This window comes from Azospirillum sp. Sh1, from assembly GCF_008365135.1.
In the GTDB taxonomy this organism is placed as follows: Bacteria; Pseudomonadota; Alphaproteobacteria; order Azospirillales; family Azospirillaceae; genus Azospirillum; species Azospirillum oryzae.
On record NZ_VTTK01000045.1, the window covers coordinates 1 to 20,837 of the forward strand.

17 protein-coding genes are annotated in these 20,837 nt (G+C 66.6%); 14 read left to right on the forward strand and 3 right to left on the reverse strand.

Going from position 1 to position 20,837, the window contains the following annotated elements; all coding sequences use genetic code 11:
• The first annotated feature begins 160 nt into the window (after positions 1-160).
• Both FZ029_RS28880 and FZ029_RS28885 read left to right on the forward strand, forming a co-directional pair.
• Entirely contained in the window at positions 161-676 is a 516-nt protein-coding gene (locus FZ029_RS28880; RefSeq protein WP_149273257.1) for a flagellar basal body-associated FliL family protein, read from the forward strand.
• A 293-nt stretch (positions 677-969) separates the two neighbouring features.
• Positions 970-2,331 (forward strand): DEAD/DEAH box helicase, encoded by a 1,362-nt coding sequence (locus FZ029_RS28885; protein WP_149273259.1) that lies wholly within the window; start codon positions 970-972, stop codon positions 2,329-2,331.
• Between the two features lie 55 nt (positions 2,332-2,386).
• Here the strand turns inward: FZ029_RS28885 and FZ029_RS28890 are convergent, their stop codons facing one another.
• Positions 2,387-3,439 carry a hypothetical protein gene (locus FZ029_RS28890; protein WP_149273260.1) on the reverse strand — a complete coding sequence of 351 codons (1,053 nt, stop codon included), beginning with the start codon at positions 3,437-3,439 and terminating at the stop codon, positions 2,387-2,389.
• 55 nt (positions 3,440-3,494) lie between these two features.
• Positions 3,495-4,775 (reverse strand): FAD-binding oxidoreductase, encoded by a 1,281-nt coding sequence (locus FZ029_RS28895; protein ID WP_149273261.1) that lies wholly within the window; start codon positions 4,773-4,775, stop codon positions 3,495-3,497.
• A 168-nt stretch (positions 4,776-4,943) separates the two neighbouring features.
• Here FZ029_RS28895 and FZ029_RS28900 point away from each other — a divergent pair, with 168 nt between their 5' ends.
• The 12 genes from FZ029_RS28900 to FZ029_RS28960 all read left to right on the forward strand — a co-directional run bounded on the left by FZ029_RS28900 (position 4,944) and on the right by FZ029_RS28960 (position 19,429).
• Positions 4,944-6,287, forward strand: a complete 1,344-nt coding sequence (locus FZ029_RS28900) for a glutamine synthetase family protein (protein ID WP_149199113.1) — start codon at positions 4,944-4,946, stop codon at positions 6,285-6,287.
• Between the two features lie 633 nt (positions 6,288-6,920).
• Positions 6,921-9,830, forward strand: a complete 2,910-nt coding sequence (locus FZ029_RS28905; protein WP_149273262.1) for a UbiA family prenyltransferase — start codon at positions 6,921-6,923, stop codon at positions 9,828-9,830.
• Positions 9,831-9,873: 43 nt separating this feature from the next.
• Positions 9,874-10,248, forward strand: a complete 375-nt coding sequence (locus tag FZ029_RS28910) for an EamA family transporter (protein WP_085085754.1) — start codon at positions 9,874-9,876, stop codon at positions 10,246-10,248.
• A gap of 912 nt (positions 10,249-11,160) precedes the next feature.
• Positions 11,161-11,346: a DUF1843 domain-containing protein gene (locus tag FZ029_RS28915; RefSeq protein ID WP_149273263.1), complete on the forward strand. Its 186-nt coding sequence runs from the start codon at positions 11,161-11,163 to the stop codon at positions 11,344-11,346.
• A gap of 47 nt (positions 11,347-11,393) precedes the next feature.
• On the forward strand, positions 11,394-11,585 hold the full coding sequence (locus tag FZ029_RS28920) for a DUF1843 domain-containing protein (protein ID WP_149199110.1): 192 nt from the start codon (positions 11,394-11,396) through the stop codon (positions 11,583-11,585).
• Positions 11,586-11,681: 96 nt separating this feature from the next.
• Positions 11,682-11,876 carry a DUF1843 domain-containing protein gene (locus tag FZ029_RS28925; protein WP_149199109.1) on the forward strand — a complete coding sequence of 65 codons (195 nt, stop codon included), beginning with the start codon at positions 11,682-11,684 and terminating at the stop codon, positions 11,874-11,876.
• Positions 11,877-12,007: 131 nt separating this feature from the next.
• Complete coding sequence (locus tag FZ029_RS28930) at positions 12,008-13,567, forward strand: GDL motif peptide-associated radical SAM/SPASM maturase (RefSeq protein WP_211104253.1); 1,560 nt, start codon at positions 12,008-12,010, stop codon at positions 13,565-13,567.
• 174 nt (positions 13,568-13,741) lie between these two features.
• Positions 13,742-14,839, forward strand: coding sequence for an extracellular solute-binding protein (locus FZ029_RS28935; protein WP_149273264.1), 1,098 nt, complete (start codon positions 13,742-13,744; stop codon positions 14,837-14,839).
• 99 nt (positions 14,840-14,938) lie between these two features.
• Positions 14,939-16,090 carry a polyamine ABC transporter ATP-binding protein gene (gene potA, locus FZ029_RS28940; protein ID WP_149273265.1) on the forward strand — a complete coding sequence of 384 codons (1,152 nt, stop codon included), beginning with the start codon at positions 14,939-14,941 and terminating at the stop codon, positions 16,088-16,090.
• Positions 16,087-17,031 carry an ABC transporter permease subunit gene (locus FZ029_RS28945; RefSeq protein ID WP_149273266.1) on the forward strand — a complete coding sequence of 315 codons (945 nt, stop codon included), beginning with the start codon at positions 16,087-16,089 and terminating at the stop codon, positions 17,029-17,031. The genes potA and FZ029_RS28945 overlap by 4 nt, the downstream gene beginning before the upstream one ends.
• Positions 17,028-17,861, forward strand: coding sequence for an ABC transporter permease subunit (locus FZ029_RS28950; RefSeq protein WP_149273267.1), 834 nt, complete (start codon positions 17,028-17,030; stop codon positions 17,859-17,861). The genes FZ029_RS28945 and FZ029_RS28950 overlap by 4 nt, the downstream gene beginning before the upstream one ends.
• 536 nt (positions 17,862-18,397) lie before the next feature.
• Positions 18,398-19,429 carry an agmatine deiminase family protein gene (locus tag FZ029_RS28960; protein ID WP_149273269.1) on the forward strand — a complete coding sequence of 344 codons (1,032 nt, stop codon included), beginning with the start codon at positions 18,398-18,400 and terminating at the stop codon, positions 19,427-19,429.
• 23 nt (positions 19,430-19,452) lie between these two features.
• On the opposite strand, the gene FZ029_RS28965 is transcribed toward FZ029_RS28960, so the two are convergent.
• Positions 19,453-20,649 carry an MFS transporter gene (locus FZ029_RS28965; RefSeq protein WP_149273271.1) on the reverse strand — a complete coding sequence of 399 codons (1,197 nt, stop codon included), beginning with the start codon at positions 20,647-20,649 and terminating at the stop codon, positions 19,453-19,455.
• Between the last annotated feature and the right edge of the window lie 188 nt (positions 20,650-20,837).

Genomic DNA, 20,837 nt, shown 5'->3' on the forward strand with positions numbered 1-20,837 from the left:
AGCGCAATTCGTCACGCCCGACCCGTCTATCGCTTCCCTCTCATGTTAGCGCCTATGGGAGGGTTGGGGAGGGGGCATCAGGCAACCACCCTCCACCGAATCTTAACCCCCACCGCGCTACACTCCGCGTTGCCCCCGCCCGGCCTGCAGGAGGCCGACCATGGTCACGCACCGCACTCTCTATGGCGCGCCAAAGCCTCCCGACCCACTGCGCGAAGCGCTGGTGCCGCACCATGCCCCACAGCCGGAGCCCGCGCACCCGACCCGCCTGCTGATCGTCGTCGTCATCGCCCTGCTGACCCTGGCGGGGCTGGCCTATGGCGGCGGCATCGCGGTGGACCGCATCCTCGAACAGCGGCGGATCGAGGCGCGGATGGGGCCGAAACCGCATCTGGCGCAGCTGCCGGCGATGGAGGTGCCGCTGGGCGGGTCGCGGGCGGTGGAGATGCAGGTCTCGCTGGTGCTGGCGCCGAAGGTGACCGCCGACCGCGTGCTGCGTTACCAGGACCGCATCGCCGACCGCCTGTTCCAGACCATCGGCCAAACCGACAGCGAAATCCTGACCGGCCCCGGTTCGGCAACCTTCCTGAAGGCGCGCATCAGGGACGCCGTCAACCGCGAGGCGGGGACCGGGCTGATCCGCGACATCTACATCGAACGCATGGTCGTCAAGTGACGCACGCGGGGCTCGTTCGGCGATCCCCCTTGTCTTGTGCGGCGCAATAGCATATGTAGGGCGTCTTGATCGCTGGAGGCTCGCGCGTCTCTTGAGCGAGACGCGCTGTGATTGCGCAACGGCAGCTCCTTCGGGGGCAAACGTCCCAGGGTTCTAGGGACGCTCTGGCCGCTGCATCGGATAGACGCCTCTCCCTCTATCGACCTCCTCCCGGCGAGTCCGCCGGTATGTCCCACGCCCGCCATCGGGGCGCGCGGGGCCGTGCCGTGTTGCTTTGAGAAGGTTGTTACGACTTGACGTTTTCCGAACTCGGCCTGCACCCGCTCGTCCTGAAGGCCCTCGAGGCGTTCGAATACACCGTTCCCACCCCGGTCCAGCTCGCGGCCATTCCGCCGGCTCTCCAGGGCCGCGACATCCTCGCCACCGCCGAGACCGGCACCGGCAAGACCGCCGCCTTCATGCTGCCGGCGCTGACCCGCACCGCCGAGCTGCCGCTGAACGGCGCCGCCACCCCGCGCGTGCTGGTTCTGGCCCCGACCCGCGAGCTGGCCAAGCAGGTCACCGACGCCGCCCGCAAATACGCGAAGTTCATGAAGCTGAACATCGTGGACGTGGTCGGCGGCATGCCCTACCGCGAGCAGCTGCGCCTGCTGTCGCGCCCGGTCGACGTTCTCGTCGCCACCCCGGGCCGCCTGCTGGACCATGTCGCCCGCCGCCGCATCGCGCTGGACGAGGTCGAGGTGCTGATCCTCGACGAGGCCGACCGCATGCTGGACATGGGGTTCCTCGACGATGTCGAGACCATCGCCAAGTGCTGCCCGCCGACGCGCCAGACCCTGCTGTTCACGGCCACGCTGGACCGCCGCATGGCGCAGCTGGCCGGCAACCTGCTGCGCAACCCGGAGCGCGTGGCAGTCGAGAGCCAGGCGACCGCGATCAACGTGGAACAGCGTCTGCACCATGCCGACGATCTGGACCACAAGCGCCGCCTGCTGCAGCATTTCGCCGCCCAGGAAGAAGTCGGCAAGGCGATCATCTTCGCCGCCACCAAGCGTGATGCCGACACGCTGGCCGAGGAGCTGAGCGCCGCCGGCCATGCCGCCGCCGCCCTGCACGGCGACATGGACCAGACCAAGCGCAACCGCACGCTCCAGCGTCTGCGCACCGGTCAGGTCCGCCTGCTGGTCGCCACCGACGTCGCCGCCCGCGGCATCGACGTGCGCGACATCACCCACGTCATCAACTTCGACCTGCCGCGCTCGGCGGAGGACTATGTCCACCGCATCGGCCGCACCGGCCGCGCCGGCGCCTCGGGCGTTGCGATCTCCTTCGCCGCCCGCGCCGACCGCGAGACGCTGGTCCGCATCGAGCGCTACACGAAGGCGACGCTCGAGGTGCATGTGGTGCCCGGCCTTGAGCCGACGCGCCCCTTCACCACCGGTGGCGCCGGCCGTCCGCCGGCCCGCAACGGCCGTCCGGGTGGCGGCGCCGGCAAGCCGTGGCACCGCAACGGCGAGTCCAAGGGTCCGCGCGGCCCGCGTCCGGACTATGCCCGCAACGACAACCACCGCGGCGACGCCCGTCCGGACCATGGCCATGCCCGTCGTGAAGCCCACGGCAACGGCAAGCCGGCGGCCCGTGCGAAGAGCTGGTAAGTCCTGTTCTTGAAGTGACCGAGGGGGCGTCGCCGGCTGGCGGCGCCCCTTTCGTTTATCCGCCCCGCTTCCACACCGTCGTTTCGATGTAGCGGCTTGCCAGGAACCGGTAGGTCTGCTTCTGCAACGCCTCCACCTTCGGCGAGCGTTCCATCGTGACCTCGTCCCAGCCCTGCAACAGCTCCTCCCATTCCAGCAGCTTGGCGCGCAGGTCGTCGCGGATCTTGCGGATGAACTGGATGGTGGGGTGGAAGTTGCGCAGCGCGCCGACGATGTCGCCGGTCTGGGCGTCGGCCTGATCGAAGATCATGTCGTATTCGCGCAGCGGCTTGCGGATCAGCCCCTGCATGCGGTTCAACTCGCTGCAGAAGGTCCGGTCGGTGCGATAGATGGTGACCAGCTTCGCCATCGCCTGATCGATGCGGCGGATGTGCCTGAAGCGGTCGCGCAGCGCCTCGATGTAGGACAGTTCCTGCGCCAGATCGTCGATGCGGTCGGTCAGATACTGTTCGGCGTTGTTGGTCAGCTTCAGCCGCTCGGCGATCTTGGCGAAGGCGGCCTTCATCTTCTCGTGTGTCTGCGGATCATCCAACAGCTGTTCCAGCTGCGACTGGTCGGAAACGATGATCTCGTTTCCGGTGAAGGAGGAGACGATCTGCATGGTCAGCCGCCCTTTGGCGGTGATGCGGTGCCTGTCCTCCACCGACCAGGAGGCGCGGCCGTCCAGCAGTTCGCCCGGAATTTCCTCGCCCGGCCGGATCTGCTTCACGAAGGCCAGCCCCTGTTCGATGATCTCCAGCAGGCGGGCGTCGTGGGTGCCGTCCTCGATCTGGAAGGACTCCATCAGGGTGGGGAAGGCCAGCGCCGCCTTCAGGTCGCCCAGCAGGATGTTCAGCACCGGCTCCTTGCTGTTCGGCTCCTGGCAGAAGAAGGCGCCGGGCAGGCTGAAGACCTTGTGCTGGAAATCGAAATGCGTGTCCCGCATCGGCTGGACCAGAACATTCTCCTGCGCGGCCTTTTCGGCGACGCCGGAGTCCGGGCCGGAGTCCTTCTCCGGGACGGCTTCCGAGGAAGGGGTGGTCTCGTCGCTGCTGGAGGTATCGGTCATGGGCGGGGAGGGGACTCAAAGGCCGGAGGAGGGGGCTGTCGATTGCTTGCGCAGCCTACAGCAGATCGCGCAGACGGAACCACATCATTGCGAGGACCAGCGCCGGCGTGCGGAATCGCCGCCCGCCGGGGAACGGCGTGTGGGGGATGCGGGCGAACACGTCGAACCGCCCGGCTGTGCCGCTCACCGTCTCCGCCATCAGCCGTCCGGCCATCCCGGCCAGCGCCACGCCATGGCCGGAGTAGCCGTGGGCATACAGCGTCGTCGGCGACAGCCGGCCCAGATGCGGCATGCGGTTCATGGTGATGGCGACCCGCCCGCCCCAGAAATACTCGACACGGGCGTCCTTCAGGTCCGGATAGATCGCCAGCATCTTCAGCCGCATCGCCTGCTTCAGCCCCGGTGCGTCCACCCCCGAATAGCTGACGCCGCCGCCGAACAGCAGCCGGTGGTCGGCGGAGCGGCGGAAGTAGTCCAGCGAGAACTTCATGTCCGACACCGCGATGTTGGTCGGCAGCAGGGCGCGCGCCCGTTCCTCTCCCAGCGGTTCGGTGGCGATCATGTAGGTGGCGACCGGCATGATGGTGCGGTCCAGCGCCGGGGCCAGCCCGCCGAGATAGGCGTTGCCGGCCAGGATCAGGTGTTTCGCCGTCACCCGGCCGCGCTCGGTGCGGACCCAGGGCGCGGCGCCGCTGTCCATGGCGAGGGCGCGGCTGTTCTCGAAGATGCGCACCCCGGCGGCATCGGCGGCGCGGGCGAGGCCCAGCGCGTAGTTCAGCGGATGCAGATGGCCGCTGCCCTCGTCCAGCAACCCGCCGATATAGGCGTCGCTGCCGACATGGGCGCGGATGCCGGCGCGGTCCAGGCGCCGCACCCGGTCATAGCCGTAGCCGTCGCGCATTTCCTGCTCCAGCGCCGCCACGTCCTGCATGTGGCGCGGCTTCAGCGCGGCATAGGCGAAGCCCCAGGTCAGGTCGCAGGCAATGGCGTGGCGCTCCACCCGCTCCGCCAGCTGGGCCTTGGCCTCCTCGCCGAACTCCCACAGGCGGCGGGCATCCTCCTTGCCGATCCAACCCTCGATGGCCGCCATCGGCTTGTTGTAGCCGGTGATGATCTGCCCGCCGTTGCGGCCCGACGCCCCCCAGCCGCAGCGCTCGGCCTCCAGCAGGACGACGTCGAAGCCGCGTTCCGCCAGCTCCAGCGCCGCGGTCAGGCCGGTGTAGCCGCCGCCGACGATGCAGACGTCGCAGGCGACCTCGCCCTCCAGAACGGGATGGTCGACGCGGGGTGCGGCTGAGGCCGCGTACCAGCTGTTCAGGTATGTGGCTTTCGGCATGGCGGCAGTTAAGGCCCAGCCGATGGGGGAGGTCAACGGAAAGGCGGCAGTTTCACCAAAGCATCATGCGGAACCCACTGGCGCGGTCCGCCGGAACGGCGTCATAGTGTCGCTGTCGTTCACAGCACGGAGGGGGCTGCCCATCGCCCGGAGCGGTCCGCCATACCCATGGGTTTTATGGAAGACTTCATCAAGAAGAACCGCATTACCGAAGTCGAATGCCTTGTACCCGACATGTCGGGCATCGCGCGGGGCAAGATCGTCCCCGCCGAGAAGTTCCTCCGCATCCTGCGCGACCGCGGCCTGCGCCTGCCCGAGGCGATCTTCGTCCAGACCGTGACCGGTGAATTCCCCGATGACGAGGACATCACCTCGGACGAGAATTCCGACATCTACATGATCCCGGACGAACGCACGATCCGCTTCGTCCCCTGGTACAACGAGCCGACGGCCCAGGTCATCACCGACTGCGTCTATGCCGACGGCAAGCCGGTCGACGTCTCGCCCCGTCATGTCCTGAAGCGCGTGCTGTCGCTGTACGAGGAGCGCGGCTGGAAGCCGCTGGTGGCGCCGGAACTGGAATTCTTCCTGGTCCAGGTCAACAAGGATCCCGATTATCCGCTGGTGCCGCCGGTCGGGCGCAACGGCCGGATGGAAAGCGGGCGGCAGGCCTTCGGCATCGATGCCGTCAACGAATTCGATCCGATCTTCGAGGCGGTCTATGATTTCTGCGAGAAGCAGGACATCGACATCGACACGCTGACCCACGAGGCCGGCGCCGCCCAGATCGAGATCAACTTCAACCACGGCGACGCCCTGGAACTGGCCGACCAGGCCTTCCTGTTCAAGCGCACGGCGCGCGAGGCGGCGATGCGCCATAACATCTACGCCACCTTCATGGCTAAGCCGATGCAGGGCGAACCGGGAAGCGCCATGCACATCCACCAGTCGGTGGTGGACACCGACAGCGGCCGCAACCTGTTCGCCAACCCCGACGGCACCGACAGCGCCCTGTTCATGTCGCACATCGCCGGGCTGCAGAAATACCTGCCCTATGCGATGCCGCTGCTGGCGCCCAACGTCAACAGCTACCGCCGGCTGGTCCCCAACTCCGACGCGCCGATCAACGTGCATTGGGGCCGCGACAACCGCACCACCGGCCTGCGCGTCCCCGTCTCCCAGCCCGACGCCCGCCGGGTGGAGAACCGGGTGGCCGGCGCCGACGCCAACCCCTATCTCGCCATCGCGGCGTCGCTGGCCTGCGGCTATATCGGCATGATCCAGGGGCTGGAGCCGAACGACCCGATCAAGGGCTCCGCCTACCGCCTCGCCTTCACCCTGCCGCGCCACCAGTCGGAGGCGCTGACCAAGTTCAATGCCTGCAAGCCGCTGAAGGAAATCCTCGGCGAACGCTTCATCGACGCCGTCGCCTGCGTGAAGGAGGCGGAGTACGAGGCCTACAACCGTGTCATCAGCTCGTGGGAACGGGAAAACCTGCTGCTGAACGTCTGAAGCCTTGGGTTGACGAACAAGGGGGCGGCCCGCGGAGACATCCGTCGGCCGCCCCTTTTACGTATTTGGTTCCCTGTTCCTGTGCGGGGGCCGGCAGTCCGGCGCTTGCCCGGCGCTTAGCGGATCGCGTTGGCCGACACCCCGTTCGTGCGCCGGTCCGCCACGGAATTTCGCAAGTTCGGCCAGGAAATCCGGCCGTGTGGCGTTAATCGCCGCCCGTCCTACTCCGACCGGCCCGCAGCCCCACCCCGATCGATCGCCGGCCGTCGTTCCATGCCACGACCGCGCCGACCGGCCGTGTCGGCACAGCCGGAAATTTCAAAGCCGGCGTTAATCCGCCTATGGCCGCCGCAACACGAAATCGAAGACTTTCAAAGCAAAGCCGCAGTGTATTTTCGGCGGTATCAGAGGAGGAGGGAGGAGATGCGGGTGCCGCATGGCGTCTCGGCGTCGCTGCAATTTGTTATCTCCTTTGAAAATAGTCAACACACGTAACCGTTTTTCGCGGAGACGGCGACCCCTGCCGCCGCGCTGTGCCCTCGATTGCCTTCTTGGATAATCCAGGCGAGCGGCCGAACCGGCGCAGGGACACTGTCTCGACACAATCGATGGGCAACCGATGGATGGCCAAGCATGAGCATGCAACCAGCGATCCCGTCCCTTCGGACCGGCCTCCACAGCGTTGGCTGGGTCCAGCGCAGCATCATCCTCGCGTCGTTGTTCATCGTGCTGACGACGGGGCTGCTCGGGCTGGCGCTGCACCGCGGCGGCCATGCCAGCAACCTGACCGACATCCAGAACCTGTTCGTGCTGGAAAACCAGGACCTGATTCCGGTCGACAGCTGGGATCCGATGATCGCGGCGCTCAACTGGCTGCACGAGCGGCCCGGCGAGAACGTCTATGAAGGGGTGTTCTTCCAGCAGCACATCAAGTTCCAGTATCCGGTGACCTCGCTGTTGCCGCTGGAGGCGATGAAGGCGCTGGGAGTGCTGAACCTCGTGGCCTTCGAGCGGGTCAATCTGCTGTTCGTTCTGGCGACCGCGGCCGGCATGGCGATCCTGGTGCTGGAGATGGCCGCCCGTTTGCGCGTGCCGGGTGCCCGTGACGACCGCATGACCCAGGTGCTGCTCGGCGGCTTCGGTTTCGTCGCGACCCTGTGCTTCTACCCGGTGCTGAAGGCCTTTTCGCTGGGGCAGGTGCAGGTCTGGCTGAACGCCGCCTTCGTCTTCGCCTGCATCGCCCTGTTGCGGGACCGGCGCGCCCTGTGCGGCGCCCTGCTCGGCGCATCGACGCTGATGAAGCCGCAGATGTCGCTGTTCCTCGTCTGGGCGGTCCTGCGCGCCGACTGGCGGATGGCGGCGGGCTGGGCGGCCGTTGTGGTGCCGGGCGTGGCGCTGGCGACCCTGTTCTACGGCTTCGCGCCGATGGTCGATTATCTCGACGTGCTGCTGTTCATCGGCCGCCATGGCGAGAGCTATCACGTCAACCAGACCGTCAACGGGCTGGTCAACCGCCTGCTGCACAACGGCAACAACCTCGACTGGTCGGCGGAGGCCTTCGCCCCCTACCATCCGGCGGTCCACATCGCCACGCAGATCTCCGGCCTTGCCTTCGTCGGCCTCGGCCTGCTGTGGCGCCGGCGCGACCGGGGGGCCGAGCGGATCCTGCCCTTCGTCGTTGCCGGCATCTGCTTCACCGTCGGCTCGCCGGTCGCCTGGGTGCATCATTACGGCATCCTGCTGCCGGCCTTCGCGCTGGCCTTCCTGCTTCTGCTGGAGCCCGGCCTGCGGCGTCCGGCAGGGGCGGCGGCGCTGCTGGCCGCGGCCTATTTCCTGGCCGGCAACCTGCTGTTCTGGCCGGTAAACGCGCTGGCCGACACCGCGCTGAACGTCCTGCAATCCTACCTGTTCTTCGCCACCCTGATGCTGCTGGGGCTGACAATCGTGCTGGCCGGCCGGCACGACCGCGCCACTCTGGTCTGGGGCGGGGCGGAAGGCGGCGACCGCGGGGACCGCAATCCGCATGCGGGCGATATTGCGGGTGCTCCCGGCCTGACCGCGACCACCGTCGCACTTCCCCGCGCCGCCGCGGCCGAAACATCGGTCCCGCCGCCCGCCGCGGAGGATCCGCCGCTGTTCGTCGATCTCGACGGCACGCTGCTGAAGACCGACCTTCTCTACGAATCGCTGTTCGGCCTGATCAAGGCCCAGCCCTGGGCGGCGCTGCTCGTGCCGGTCTGGCTGGCCGGCGGCAAGGCGCGGCTGAAGGCGGAACTGGCCCGGCGCGTCGACATCGACCCGGCCGGCCTCGTCTACAACCCCGCCGTCCTGGAACGGCTGGAGGCCGAGCGCAAGCATGGGCGCCGGCTGGTGCTGGCCACCGCCGCCCACCACCGATATGCCGACGCCATCGCCCGTCATCTCGGCCTGTTCGATCAGGTGCTCGCCAGCAACAACGGCGTCAACCTGAAGAGCGAGCGCAAGTACGAGGCGATCCGCGCGCAGGTGCCGTCCGGCGTGTTCGATTACATGGGCAACGACGAGGCCGATTATGCGATCTGGCGCGGCGCCCGCCGCGGCATCGCGGTGGATGCGCCGGCCGCCGTGCTGCGCCATGCCGCCTCCCTCTGCCCGCTGGAGACCATCACGACCCCGCGCCGTCCGCGCCTGCTTTTGATCTTCAAGGCGCTGCGCCTGCACCAGTGGCTGAAGAACCTGCTGGTCTTCGTGCCGCTGCTGGCCGGCCAGAAGCTGGGCGAGGTCGGCCCGACCCTGCAGGCTGCGACCGCCTTCCTCGCCTTCGGGCTGTGCGCGTCGAGCATCTATGTGCTGAACGACCTGCTCGACCTGCCGGCCGATCGGCGCCACCCGCGCAAGCGCCGCCGTCCCTTCGCCGCCGGCGACCTGCCGCTCGACCTCGGCCTGTCGCTGATCCCCGGCCTGCTGCTGGCGAGCCTCGTCCTGTCGCTGGTGGCGCTGCCGCCGCTGTTCCTGGCGGCCCTGGCGACCTACGCCGCGTCGTCGCTGTTCTACAACCTGTTCGCCAAGAACCGGGTGATCTGGGACGTGATGCTGCTGGCCGGGCTCTATTCGCTGCGCGTGCTGGGCGGCGCCACCGCGACGGCCATCGTCCCGTCCTTCTGGCTGCTGGCCTTCTCCATGTTCCTGTTCCTCAGCCTGGCGATGGTGAAGCGCTATTCGGAGATGGACAGCATGATGAAGCTCGGGCTGGAGCAGGCGGAGGGGCGCGGCTATGTGACCGCCGACATGCCGGTCCTGCAATCCATCGGCGTGTCGGCCGGCTTCCTCTCGGTGCTGGTGATGGCGCTCTACATCAACAGCCCGGAGGTGGGGCGCGTCTATGACCAGCCGCAGGCGCTGTGGATCATCTGCCCGCTGCTGCTCTTCTGGATCGGGCGGGTGTGGCTGCAGACCCACCGCGGACTGATGCACGACGATCCGGTGGTGTTCGCCGCCCGCGACAAATGGAGTCTCGCCATCGGAGCGGTCTGCGGCGTCGCCCTCCTCTTCGGCCGGACCTGAGCCGCCGGCCCCATTCTCCTTCCGCCCTTATCCGGGAGTCCCCATGCCCATCGCCGTCGTCGGATTGATCCTGCTGAGCGTCACCCTGTCCGCCATCGCCCAGATCTCGCTGAAGATCGGCATGTCCAGCCCGGCGGTGTCGACCGCCCTGGCGCGGGGGGAGGCCGGGCAGATCGCCCTGTCGGTCGTCGCCACGCCGCATATCCTGACCGGGCTCGCCTGCTATGGGCTGGGCATGGTGGTGTGGCTGGCGGTGCTGGCGAAGGTCGAGGTCACCATGGCCTATCCCTTCGTCGGCCTGGGCTTCCTGGTCACGCTGGCGCTCGGCGTCCTGCTGCTGGGCGAGACCATGAGCCTGACCCGCGTCATCGGCACCCTGCTGGTGGTGCTGGGCGTCGTGCTGACCGCGCAGAGCTGAAGCCCCCCACAAGACCCGCACCCAAGGACCCGCCCTCCACCGGTTGGGAATGACGAAGGCGCCGCGGCAGCAGTCGCGGCGCTTTCTTTTTGCTTTGCACAAATACCGCGGCCACGCGGCTGTCGGCGTCTTGATGAATACCCTGTTATGGCAACAATTCCCGTCACCGAATCTTTCAAATTGAAAATCAAATGTCACGATTCCGGTATTGACCGGAATCGCCTGATGGATATAACTGACAGCATATTCGCGAGCGAAAATACAAGCGTATTCGATTTTTACGACAGGAGGCCCGGGCGCCGGCCGGCAGGCCGTTGCCTGGGAAGAGGGAACTCTTCGCCGGTTGCGACACTCAACGCACGGGATTTTCGCCCCATGCGGTCGCAGCCGGCCTCCCTCCTGCCGCTCTATCGTCGATCATGGGCAAGGCCGCGAACTGACCAATTCTTGAAGATCGGTATTGCCGAGGCCGGAATTGGCCCTCTGGCACCGCCTTGCGCCGAAGCAGGGACGCCGCCCGAATGGTGCGGCGTCCCTTTTTCTTTGCGTCCGGTGTGAATGATCTCCCGCGCACCAGCGCCGGACGGAGCACCGGTCGCATGCGGTGACAAACAATAATCAGTTACAAAAGCATTCTTTCAAAAACAAAATTAAAAATAACATATTAACAATTGACCTCTACCAGAGCGTGGATATAGCTTTCTGAAAACAAGGTACGATATTCACACATTAGTATGAAAATTTGCAGCCACTAGCATTTGTGTTTTCAAATGCCGCTCTTCGGTCTCGCATATATTTGCCGATTTTCAGCTGTCGTCCATTCACTCAGGAATTTCGCCAGTTTCAAACATCGGCATCAAGCTGCGCATGCAAAGCGCATTTCTCCAATCATGTCTTGAAGGAGATCATCGGATGTCCACCGCTCCCATTCGCATGCTCTACGGCGGCGCCATGACCGAGGCGATCGCCAGCGGCGACCTGTCCAAGATGAAGGAGGCCGCCACCGCCGCCGAGCGGCATCTCTCCGAACATGGCGACGTCGGCACGTTGCTCCAGGCACTGAAGATCGAGATCGCGAGAGCCGAAGCGAAAAGCTGATCGGGCACGCAGTCGTTTTTCCAATTTTCCCGCGGAGCAGTCTCCACATGTCCGAAGCACCCATGCGCTCCATCAAGCCTTACGGCGTGGCGATCTCCGACGCCATCGTCAGCGGCGATCTGGCGAAGATGAAGGAGGTGGCCGCCGCCGCCGAGCAGCATCTCGCCGAACACGGCGACGTCGCCGGCGTCCTCAACCTGCTGAAGGTCGAGATCGCCAAGGCCGAAGCCGGTACCTGATCCGGTCGGGCCTGCCCCGCCCCCTGATTCCCGATCGACCGCTTCCCGATCGACCGTTTCCAACATTTCCGCCATTCAAAGTTGAGGAACCGACAGATGACCGACTCGACCCTTGCCCCTTTCCGTCCGATGTACATGGCCACCATGACCGAAGCCATCGCCGGCGGCGATTTGGCGACGATGAAGCAGGTCGCGGCCGAGGCCGAGCAGCATCTCGCCACCTACGGCGACATTCCGGGGCTGCTGCAGCTCCTGAAGGTCGAGATCGCCAAGGCCGAGAGGAACGGCTGATCGGCTTCGGCCGGCGTGCTGCGGCCGGGGTGCGGCGTCCATGCCGCCCGCACCCCGGCGGTGCCGCGCCGCCGATATAGGGAGCCGCCGATATTCAGAGCCAATGCCATTGCGAGGAAGATTCCGGAACCATGGACCAGCCGCTTCCCAGCCCCGACCTTTCGGCCCGCTCCCCGGATCAGCCCCCGGATCAGCTCCCGGATCATCGCCTGGATCAGCCGGCATCCGTTCCGGCGCGCTATTGCGACGAAGACGATTTCCGCAAGCTGGTGCCGGTCCTGGTGGTCTGGGAAACCACGCTCGCCTGCAACCTGAAATGCCAGCATTGCGGATCGCGCGCTGGCCGGCCCCGGCCGGACGAGCTGAGCACCGAGGAGGCGCTGGACCTCGTCGACCGTCTGGCCGCGCTCGGCACCCGCGAGATTTCGCTGATCGGCGGCGAGGCCTATCTGCGAAAGGACTGGGTGGAGATCATCCGGCGCTGCCGCAGCCACGGCATCAGGACCGCCGTGCAGACCGGCGGCCGCAATCTGACCGACCGCCGGCTGGATGAGGCGGTGGAGGCCGGTCTCCAGGCCATCGGCGTCTCGATCGACGGGCTGCCCGACCTGCACGACCGGGTGCGCGGCGTTCCCGGCTCCTACGATCAGGCGATGAGCGCCCTGCGCCGCGCCAAGGAGCGCGGGCTGGCGGTGTCGGTCAACACCCAGATCGGCCCCGAAACCCCCGACCATCTGCCGGAGCTGATGAACCGGATCATCGAGGCCGGGGCCACCCACTGGCAGATCCAGTTCACCGTCGCCATGGGCAACGCCGTCGACAATCCGGACCTGCTGCTGCAGCCGCACCGCCTTCTCGACGTCATGCCGCTGCTGGCCCGCCTCTATCGCGAGGGGCTGGACCGCGGGCTGCTGATGGTGGTCGGCAACAATGTCGGCTATTACGGCCCCTACGAGCATATCTGGCGCGGCCTGGGCGACGACCGGATGCATTGGTCCGGCTGCGCCGCCGGACAGATCGGCATCGGCATCGAAGCGGACGGCACCCTGAAGGGCTGCCCGTCGCTGGCGACCTCCCTCTATGCCGCCGGCAACGTCCGCGAGATGAGCGTGGAGGACATCTGGCGCCATGCCGACCGGATGCAGTTCGGCCGTCTGCGGTCGGTGGACGAGCTGTGGGGCTATTGCCGCACCTGCTATTATGCCGACATCTGCCGCGCCGGCTGTACCTGGACCTCCGAGTCTCTGCTGGGCAAGCGGGGCAACAATCCCTACTGCCATTACCGGGTGCTCGACCTCGCCAGGCATGGCCTGCGCGAGCGGGTGGTGAAGATCAAGGATGCGCCGAACGAGGCCTTCGCCATCGGCGAATTCGCCCTGATCCAGGAGCCGATCCCCGGCGCCGACTCCCCCGGCCTGCCGGAGCGCGACCCGGCAAAGGTGCATCGCCACGCCTATGAACGCTCCCCCGAAGGCGGCGTGGTGCCGCCCAGCCTGACGCTCTGCCGCGGCTGCAACCAGTATATCTGGCCGCACGAGACCGACTGCCCCCATTGCGGTGCCGACGTCGCGGCGGCGGCGGTGCAGCACGAGATCGACAGCGCGCGTCGCCGCGCCCTGATCCGCGAGACCCAGCGCCTGCTGGACGAAGCCCGGGCGCGGAAAGAAACCGCGGCGACCCTCCCCGGATAGCCGGTTGATCGGGCAAGGCTTCGGACAGATGGCCGCCGCCCGGAAAGCGGTTCCCGACCTCGACCCAAACCGTTGACAACATGCCCGGCCGTGGGTGCAATAGCGCCCGCGAGCCGGGTATGCCGTTGGGATGTGGCGGCGCCCGCAACACTCACGAACAGGTCGGGGCAAATCATGAAAAAACTCGCTCTCAGCCTCATCGGCGCGGTCGCGGCGATTGCCATCGCCGGCCCGGCGATGGCCCAGGCCAAGAAGCCGGTCAACATCTACATCTGGAACGATTATCTGGGTGAAACGACCCTCGCCGACTTCACCAAGGCCACGGGCGCTGAGACGAAGGTCGACCTGTACGACAGCCTGGAACTGCTGGAGCAGAAGGTGCTCGTCGGCAAGTCCGGCTATGACGTGATCGTGCCGACCGCGGAGCCCACCCTGTCCCGCCTGATCCAGGCGAAGGTTGTGGGTCCGCTCGACAAGTCGAAGATCCCCAACTACAAGAACCTCGACCCGAAGGTCCTGAAGCTGCTGGAGAACTCCGACCCCGGCAACAAGTACGCCGTGCCCTATCTCGGCGGGACCGTCGGCATCGCCATCATCCCGGAAAAGATCAAGGCCGTCGCCCCCGACGTCGCGCTCGACAGCTGGGACCTGATCTTCAAGCCGGAAGTGGCGAAGAAGGTTGCGGCCTGCGGCATCACCGTGATGGATTCGGCCATCGACGTGATCCCGTCGGTTCTGAACTACCTCGGCCTCGATCCGAACTCCGAGAAGAAGGAGGATCTGGAGAAGGTCGAAAAGACGCTGATGGCGGTCCGTCCCTACATCAAGCGCTTCGTCACCGGCGAGAACATCAACATCCTGGCCGGCGGCGACGCCTGCGTCGTGATGGCCTACAACGGCGACGCCATCCAGGGCGCCGCCCGCGCCGCCGAGGCCAAGAGCGCCAAGGTCGAATACATCACGCCGAAGGAAGGCGTGCAGGTCTGGTGGGACACGCTGGCGATCCCGGCCGACGCGCCGAACAAGGAGGGCGCGTACGAGTTCATCAACTTCGTGCTCGACCCGGCCAACATGGCCAACATCTCCAACAAGGTCAGCTACGCCAACGCGGTGCCGGCCTCGCTGCCGATGGTGGCCGACGACATCAAGTCGAACCCGGGCATCTTCCTGCCGGCCGACAGCAAGCTGAAGCTGTTCTCGCTGAAGCAGATCAAGCAGACCACCGACCGCGCCCGCACCCGTGTGTGGACCAAGGTCAAGACCGGCAAGTAAGCCGATCCCCGCAAGGCGCCGATCTGTGGCGCTGGCCCGCCCCGGCCGATCCCCAGCGATGGGGAGCAGCCGGGGCGTCGTCATGAAAGAGGAACCCGGATGGCCGGTCAGCCGATTCGCAAACCCACCCGTCTGGAACCGTGGCAGGACGCGGGCCAGACGCCGTATGTCCGAATCGAAAAGGTGACGAAGACCTTCGGCGACTTCGTCGCGGTGGACGAGGTCAGCCTGTCGATCTACCGCAACGAGTTCTTCGCCCTGCTCGGCGGGTCGGGCTCCGGCAAGACGACGCTGCTGCGCATGCTGGCGGGGTTCGAGCAGCCGACCGAAGGCAAGATCTTCATCGACGGTGTCGATATGGCCGGCATCCCGCCCTATGAGCGGCCGGTCAACATGATGTTCCAGTCCTACGCCCTGTTCCCGCACATGACGGTGGAGCAGAACGTCGCCTTCGGCCTGAAACAGGACGGGGTGGCGAAGGCGGAGATCCGCGACCGGGTGTCGGAGATGCTGGGGATGGTCCAGCTGTCGGCCTTCGGCAAGCGCCGTCCGCACCAGCTGTCGGGCGGCCAGCGCCAGCGCGTGGCGCTCGCCCGCTCGCTGGTCAAGCGGCCGAAGCTGCTGCTGCTGGACGAACCGCTGGGCGCGCTCGACAAGAAGCTGCGCGAACGCACGCAGTTCGAACTGGTCAACATTCAGGAAAAGCTGGGCGTCACCTTCATCGTCGTCACCCACGACCAGGAAGAGGCGATGACCATGTCCTCGCGCATCGCCGTGATGAACCATGGCGTCATCGCGCAGGTCGGCACGCCCACCGAGATCTACGAATACCCCCACACCCGCTTCGTCGCGGAGTTCATCGGCTCGATCAACATGTTCGACGGCCGCGTGGTTTCGACCGAGGGCGATCAGGTCATCGTCGCGTCGGAGGACGCCGGCTGCGAACTGCTGATCGCCCACGCCACCCCGGCGCCGGCCGGCTCCCCCGTCTCGGTCGCCATCCGGCCGGAGAAGATCGCCCTGTCCAAGGATCCGGTCGCGGACGGAGATGGCCGCAACCGGACCACCGGCATCGTGCGCGAGATCGCCTATCTCGGCGACGTTTCGATCTATCTGGTGCAGCTGCCGACCGGCAAGACGGTGCGGGTCACCGCCCCCAACGTCACCCGCCGCACCGAAATGCCGATCACCTGGGAGGACGAGGTGACCCTGACCTGGCGTCCCTTCGCCGGCGTGGTGCTGACCCAATGAGAACGGTCGTCTCCGTCCTCGTTTCTGGCCTCAGCCGGATCGGGCTGTGGGGCCGCGGCGTGGTCGTCGCGGTTCCTTATCTGTGGCTGATGCTGTTCTTCCTGGTGCCCTTCCTGATCGTCTTCGGCATCAGCTTCTCCGAATCGATCATCGCCCAGCCGCCCTATTCCTCGCTGGTGGAGTGGCTGACCGACGAGGACGCCGGCACCTCCAAGCTGCAGATCCTGCTGAACATCAGCAATTACTTCCGGCTGGGCGGGGACGACCTCTACATCCTCGCCTACCTGAACTCGCTGAAGATCGCGGCGGTCACCACGCTGCTGTGCCTGGCGATCGGCTATCCGATGGCCTACGCCATCGCCAAGGCCGATCCGGCGCGGCGCGGGCCGCTGATGATGCTGGTGATCCTGCCCTTCTGGACCAGCTTCCTGATCCGCATCTATGCCTGGATCGGCATCCTCAAAAGCAACGGCGTCATCAGCAACCTGCTGGAATGGGCGGGCATCACCAGCGGCCCCGTGGAGATCCTCTATTCCGATTGGGCGGTCTATATCGGCATGACCTACTGCTACCTGCCCTTCATGGTGCTGCCGCTCTATTCCACCCTGGAGAAGATGGACCCCAGCCTGCTGGAGGCGGCGGCCGATCTCGGCTCGCGTCCCTTCAAGTCCTTCCTGTCGATCACGCTGCCGCTGTCGCTGCCGGGCATCATCGCCGGGTCGCTGCTGGTCTTCATCCCGGCGGTGGGCGAGTTCGTGACGCCGGAATTGCTGGGCGGTCCCGACACGCTGATGATCGGCCGCGTGCTGTGGAACGAGTTCTTCGCCAACCGCGACTGGCCGGTGGCGTCGGCCGTCGCCATCGCCCTGCTTCTGGTCCTGGTGGTGCCGATCATGATCTTCCAGCATGTGCAGGGCAAACAGGCGGAGGCCGGGCGATGAAACGGTTCGGGTTCCTGTCCTGGGCACTGCTGTTCGGCTATGCCTTCCTCTATGTCCCCATCGCGCTGCTGATCGTCTTCAGTTTCAACGAGTCGCGGCTGGTGACGGTGTGGAGCGGCTTTTCGACCAAATGGTATGGCGAGCTGATCCACAATGACGCGCTGCTTTCCGCCGCCGGCCTGTCCTTCCAGGTGGCGGCGGTGTCGGCAACGCTGGCGGTGCTGCTGGGCACCTGCGCCGGTCTGGCGCTGACCCGTTTCGGCCGGTTCCGCGGCCGGACGCTGTTCGGCGGCATGATCACTGCGCCGCTGGTCATGCCGGAGGTCATCACCGGCCTGTCGCTGCTGCTGCTGTTCGTGGCGATGGAGCAATGGGTGGGCTGGCCCGACGGACGCGGCGTCACCACCATCACCATCGCCCACACCACCTTCACCATGTCCTATGTCGCGGTGGTCATCCAGTCGCGGCTGGCCGGCATGGACGGCAGCCTGGAGGAGGCGGCGATGGATCTTGGCGCCCGCCCGGCCAAGGTCTTCTTCGTCATCACCCTGCCGCTGATCGCCCCGGCGCTGGTAGCCGGCTGGCTGTTGGCCTTCACCCTGTCGCTGGACGACGTGGTGGTGGCGAGCTTCGTCTCTGGTCCCGGATCGACGACGCTGCCGATGGTGATCTTCTCCAGCGTGAAGTTCGGCATCAGCCCGCAGATCAACGCCCTGGCGACCCTGATGGTGCTGGTGGTGGCGACCGGCATCTTCGTCGCCAGCATCGTCATGGCCCGCCAGGAACGCCAGCGCAAACGCGACGAGCAGATGGCGATCCAGAACGGCTGACCGAAGTCTGGAGGCCGGCCGGACGTCATGGTCCGGCCGGTCCGCAGATCATGTCGGCACCCCATCCGGCCGCGCAGAGGAGAATTCTGCCGCCATGGATGGCAATTGCCCGTTTCTTTTGCTATGTTGAAGCCATCTGCAACAGCGAAAGAGGCCGTGCCATGCGCGCGCTCCTGTGGTTCCCCTTGTTGAGGCTTGGATTCTTCAGTCCCGTTTCCAGCGCTTATTCGAACACCCGTACGGTCACCGCCCGCCGCGCCCTGCGCCCGCCGTCCGGCGCCTGATCGGCCGCCGACGGCCTTCATGCCGGCCCCCCTCCCGGCATGCCGACGCGATGTCGCGTCCGTTCAAAAGTTCCTCTGCCATAAGGCCAAGTGCCCGCTGCCGTGGACGCGATTGCCAAACGCGCGCTCCCGTGGTTAGGGTGGACCGGGACGGAAAATGTCCCAGTCTTGCGGTTTTGGGACTCGCGGTTTTTAGTCACACGGCCGCCGCGACGGGCAGGGACTTTTAAAAAAGGGTAGGGGGATCGACGCATGACGACACCGAACGCCCCGATGCCGACAGGCCAAGGCTTCCACATGCCCGGCGAATGGGCTCGCCACAGCGGATGCTGGATGGCGTGGCCGTGCCGGCCGGAAACCTGGCCGGAGGGTGCCTTCGACGCCGCGTGCGACGCCTACGCCGAGGTCGCGCAGGCCATCGCCCGCTTCGAGCCGGTGACGATGGTGTGCGACCCGGCGGATGTGGCGGAAGCCTCGCTCGCCTGCGGCCCCGGTATCCAGATTTTGCCGCTGCCGATCAGCGATTCCTGGATTCGCGACACCGGCCCCAGCTTCGTCGTCGATGGCAAGGGTGGGCTGGCCGGCGTCCATTGGGGCTTCAACGCCTGGGGCGGCAATTACGAGGGTTGCGAGAAGGACCGTGAGGTCGGCCGCCTGATCCTCGACCACCTCAAGCTCCCCTGCTTTTCCGCGCCCCTGGTGATGGAGGGCGGCTCCTTCCACGTGGATGGGGAGGGGACGCTGATCACCACCGAACAGTGCCTGCTCAACCCCAACCGCAATCCCGGCCTGTCGCGGGAGGAGATCGAGCGGCAGCTGAAGGACCATCTCGGCGTCGAAACGGTGATCTGGCTGGGGCAGGGCTATCAGGACGACGAGACCGACGGCCACATCGACGAGATCGCGCTGTTCGTGCGCCCCGGCGTGGTGATGGCGATCACCACCGACGATCCGGGCGATCCCAACTTCAAGATCTTCCAGGACAATCTCGACCGGTTGAAGCGCGCCCGCGACGCGAAGGGCCGCGAACTGGAGGTCATCCCGATCCAGCAGCCGGCCCGCCGCGATGTGAACGGCGTGCGCCTGACCTTGTCCTACACCAACCTCTACATCGCCAACGGCGGCATCGTCATGCCGGCCTTCGAGGATCCGGCCGACGACGAGGCCTTCCGCGTCGTCCGCAAGGCCTTCCCCGACCGCGAGGTGGTGCAGATCGCGGCCTTGGACATCGTGCGCGGCGGCGGCGGCATCCACTGCATCACGCAACAGCAGCCGCTTCCCTGAAACCGGCCCCCTGATCCGGCGGCTCAGGCCGCCATGGCGGGGGACGGCCGCAACGCGCGGCGCGCCAGTTCGAACGGGATCAGCCCGACGGCAACCAGCGCCAGCAGCGCGCAGCCGAACTCGACGGTGACGAGGTCGCTGCCGGTGCGGTCGCGGATCAGGCCGGCCAGCATCTGGATGAGCGTCATCAGGATATAGAAGACGGTCATGAACCAGCCCAGCGACCATGCCGTGTCGCCCGGGGCGGAGTGGCGGGCCGGCAGGGCCAGGATGCCGCCGGCCGGCAGGCCAAGGAACAGGCCGGCGATGATGCAGCTCAACATGGGCGGCGCTCCCAGGCTGAAGGCCGTCCCCGCCGCTGCGGCACCCAGCGATCCGACCGCCACCGGCATCAGCGGCCGGCCGCAACGGTCGGTCAGCAGGCCGCCCAGCGGCATGGTGGCCATGGTCACCCAGACGGTCAGGCTGACGGTGCGCGACGCCTCGGTCACCGATATGCCGGTGGAAGCCAGCAGGGCCGGTGCATAGGTCAGGAAAATCACCTGCCCGACATTGTAGGCGGTCCAGATGATGCCGGCCAGGGTGGGAAGGATGCTCTGCCGCCGGGCGATCAGGCGCAGGCTGGGCATGCTCCGCCGCCCTGTGGCGGTGGGCGTGGCGGTGGCGGTGCCGGGGGGCGAGCGATAGGCCAGCGCCACCAGAACCGCCACCGTCAGGCAGACCATAGTCGTCAGATGGCAGGCCCAGCGCCAGGAGGCCGCCTCCGCGATCGCCGGGAACACCGCCAGCGCGACGGCGAGGCCGAACTGCCAGCTGATGAACACGATGGACAGCGCCGTCGACAGGTCGCGGTCACGGAACCATTCGGCCACCATTGCCGACACCAGCACGCTGAGCACCGCGTTGCCGGCCCCGCCGACCAGACGCCCGGCCAGGGCAGTGCCATAATCGTGACTGACCGAGAACAGCGCGCTGCCGCCGGCCAGCAGAAGCAGGCTGAAGACCGCCAGCCGCCTCAGCCCGAACCGGCTGCTCAGCATGCCCGCCGGCAAGGCCAGCACGATGCCCGGCAGCATGAACAGGCCCATCAACTGGCCCATGGCGGCATAGTCGCTGTCCAGATCCACCCGCGCGAACGGCATCACGGCGCCGAGGATCTGGAACTCCAGCGCCATACAGGTGCGGGCGACGAACAGGATGGCAAGAATGAACCAGCGCATGGTCGTCGCGTCCCCCGTCCCCCGTCCACCGTGATTGCCCGCGTCCCCGTGCCGAAGATGCCACCGAAACGCGCCTTGTCCAGCGCCCTTATCGGATCGGTGTGTTCCCGTGCGGAAATGCCTGCGCCTCCTTCAAGCGCGGCGGCAGGGAACGTGGCGGCACGGCCGGTGTTCCTGTCGGGCATTCT

Excerpts from the sequence above, each read along its gene's own strand:
- FZ029_RS28880 (WP_149273257.1), top strand. The coding sequence starts at position 161 with ATGGTCACGCACCGCACTCTCTATGGCGCGCCAAAGCCTCCCGACCCA.
- FZ029_RS28960 (WP_149273269.1), top strand. The coding sequence starts at position 18,398 with ATGACGACACCGAACGCCCCGATGCCGACAGGCCAAGGCTTCCACATG.
- FZ029_RS28920 (WP_149199110.1), top strand. The coding sequence starts at position 11,394 with ATGTCCGAAGCACCCATGCGCTCCATCAAGCCTTACGGCGTGGCGATC.
- FZ029_RS28925 (WP_149199109.1), top strand. The coding sequence starts at position 11,682 with ATGACCGACTCGACCCTTGCCCCTTTCCGTCCGATGTACATGGCCACC.
- FZ029_RS28945 (WP_149273266.1), top strand. The coding sequence starts at position 16,087 with ATGAGAACGGTCGTCTCCGTCCTCGTTTCTGGCCTCAGCCGGATCGGG.
- potA (WP_149273265.1), top strand. The coding sequence starts at position 14,939 with ATGGCCGGTCAGCCGATTCGCAAACCCACCCGTCTGGAACCGTGGCAG.
- FZ029_RS28895 (WP_149273261.1), bottom strand. The coding sequence starts at position 4,775 with ATGCCGAAAGCCACATACCTGAACAGCTGGTACGCGGCCTCAGCCGCA.
- FZ029_RS28890 (WP_149273260.1), bottom strand. The coding sequence starts at position 3,439 with ATGACCGATACCTCCAGCAGCGACGAGACCACCCCTTCCTCGGAAGCC.
- FZ029_RS28915 (WP_149273263.1), top strand. The coding sequence starts at position 11,161 with ATGTCCACCGCTCCCATTCGCATGCTCTACGGCGGCGCCATGACCGAG.
- FZ029_RS28930 (WP_211104253.1), top strand. The coding sequence starts at position 12,008 with ATGGACCAGCCGCTTCCCAGCCCCGACCTTTCGGCCCGCTCCCCGGAT.
- FZ029_RS28935 (WP_149273264.1), top strand. The coding sequence starts at position 13,742 with ATGAAAAAACTCGCTCTCAGCCTCATCGGCGCGGTCGCGGCGATTGCC.
- FZ029_RS28950 (WP_149273267.1), top strand. The coding sequence starts at position 17,028 with ATGAAACGGTTCGGGTTCCTGTCCTGGGCACTGCTGTTCGGCTATGCC.
- FZ029_RS28905 (WP_149273262.1), top strand. The coding sequence starts at position 6,921 with ATGAGCATGCAACCAGCGATCCCGTCCCTTCGGACCGGCCTCCACAGC.
- FZ029_RS28910 (WP_085085754.1), top strand. The coding sequence starts at position 9,874 with ATGCCCATCGCCGTCGTCGGATTGATCCTGCTGAGCGTCACCCTGTCC.
- FZ029_RS28900 (WP_149199113.1), top strand. The coding sequence starts at position 4,944 with ATGGGTTTTATGGAAGACTTCATCAAGAAGAACCGCATTACCGAAGTC.
- FZ029_RS28965 (WP_149273271.1), bottom strand. The coding sequence starts at position 20,649 with ATGCGCTGGTTCATTCTTGCCATCCTGTTCGTCGCCCGCACCTGTATG.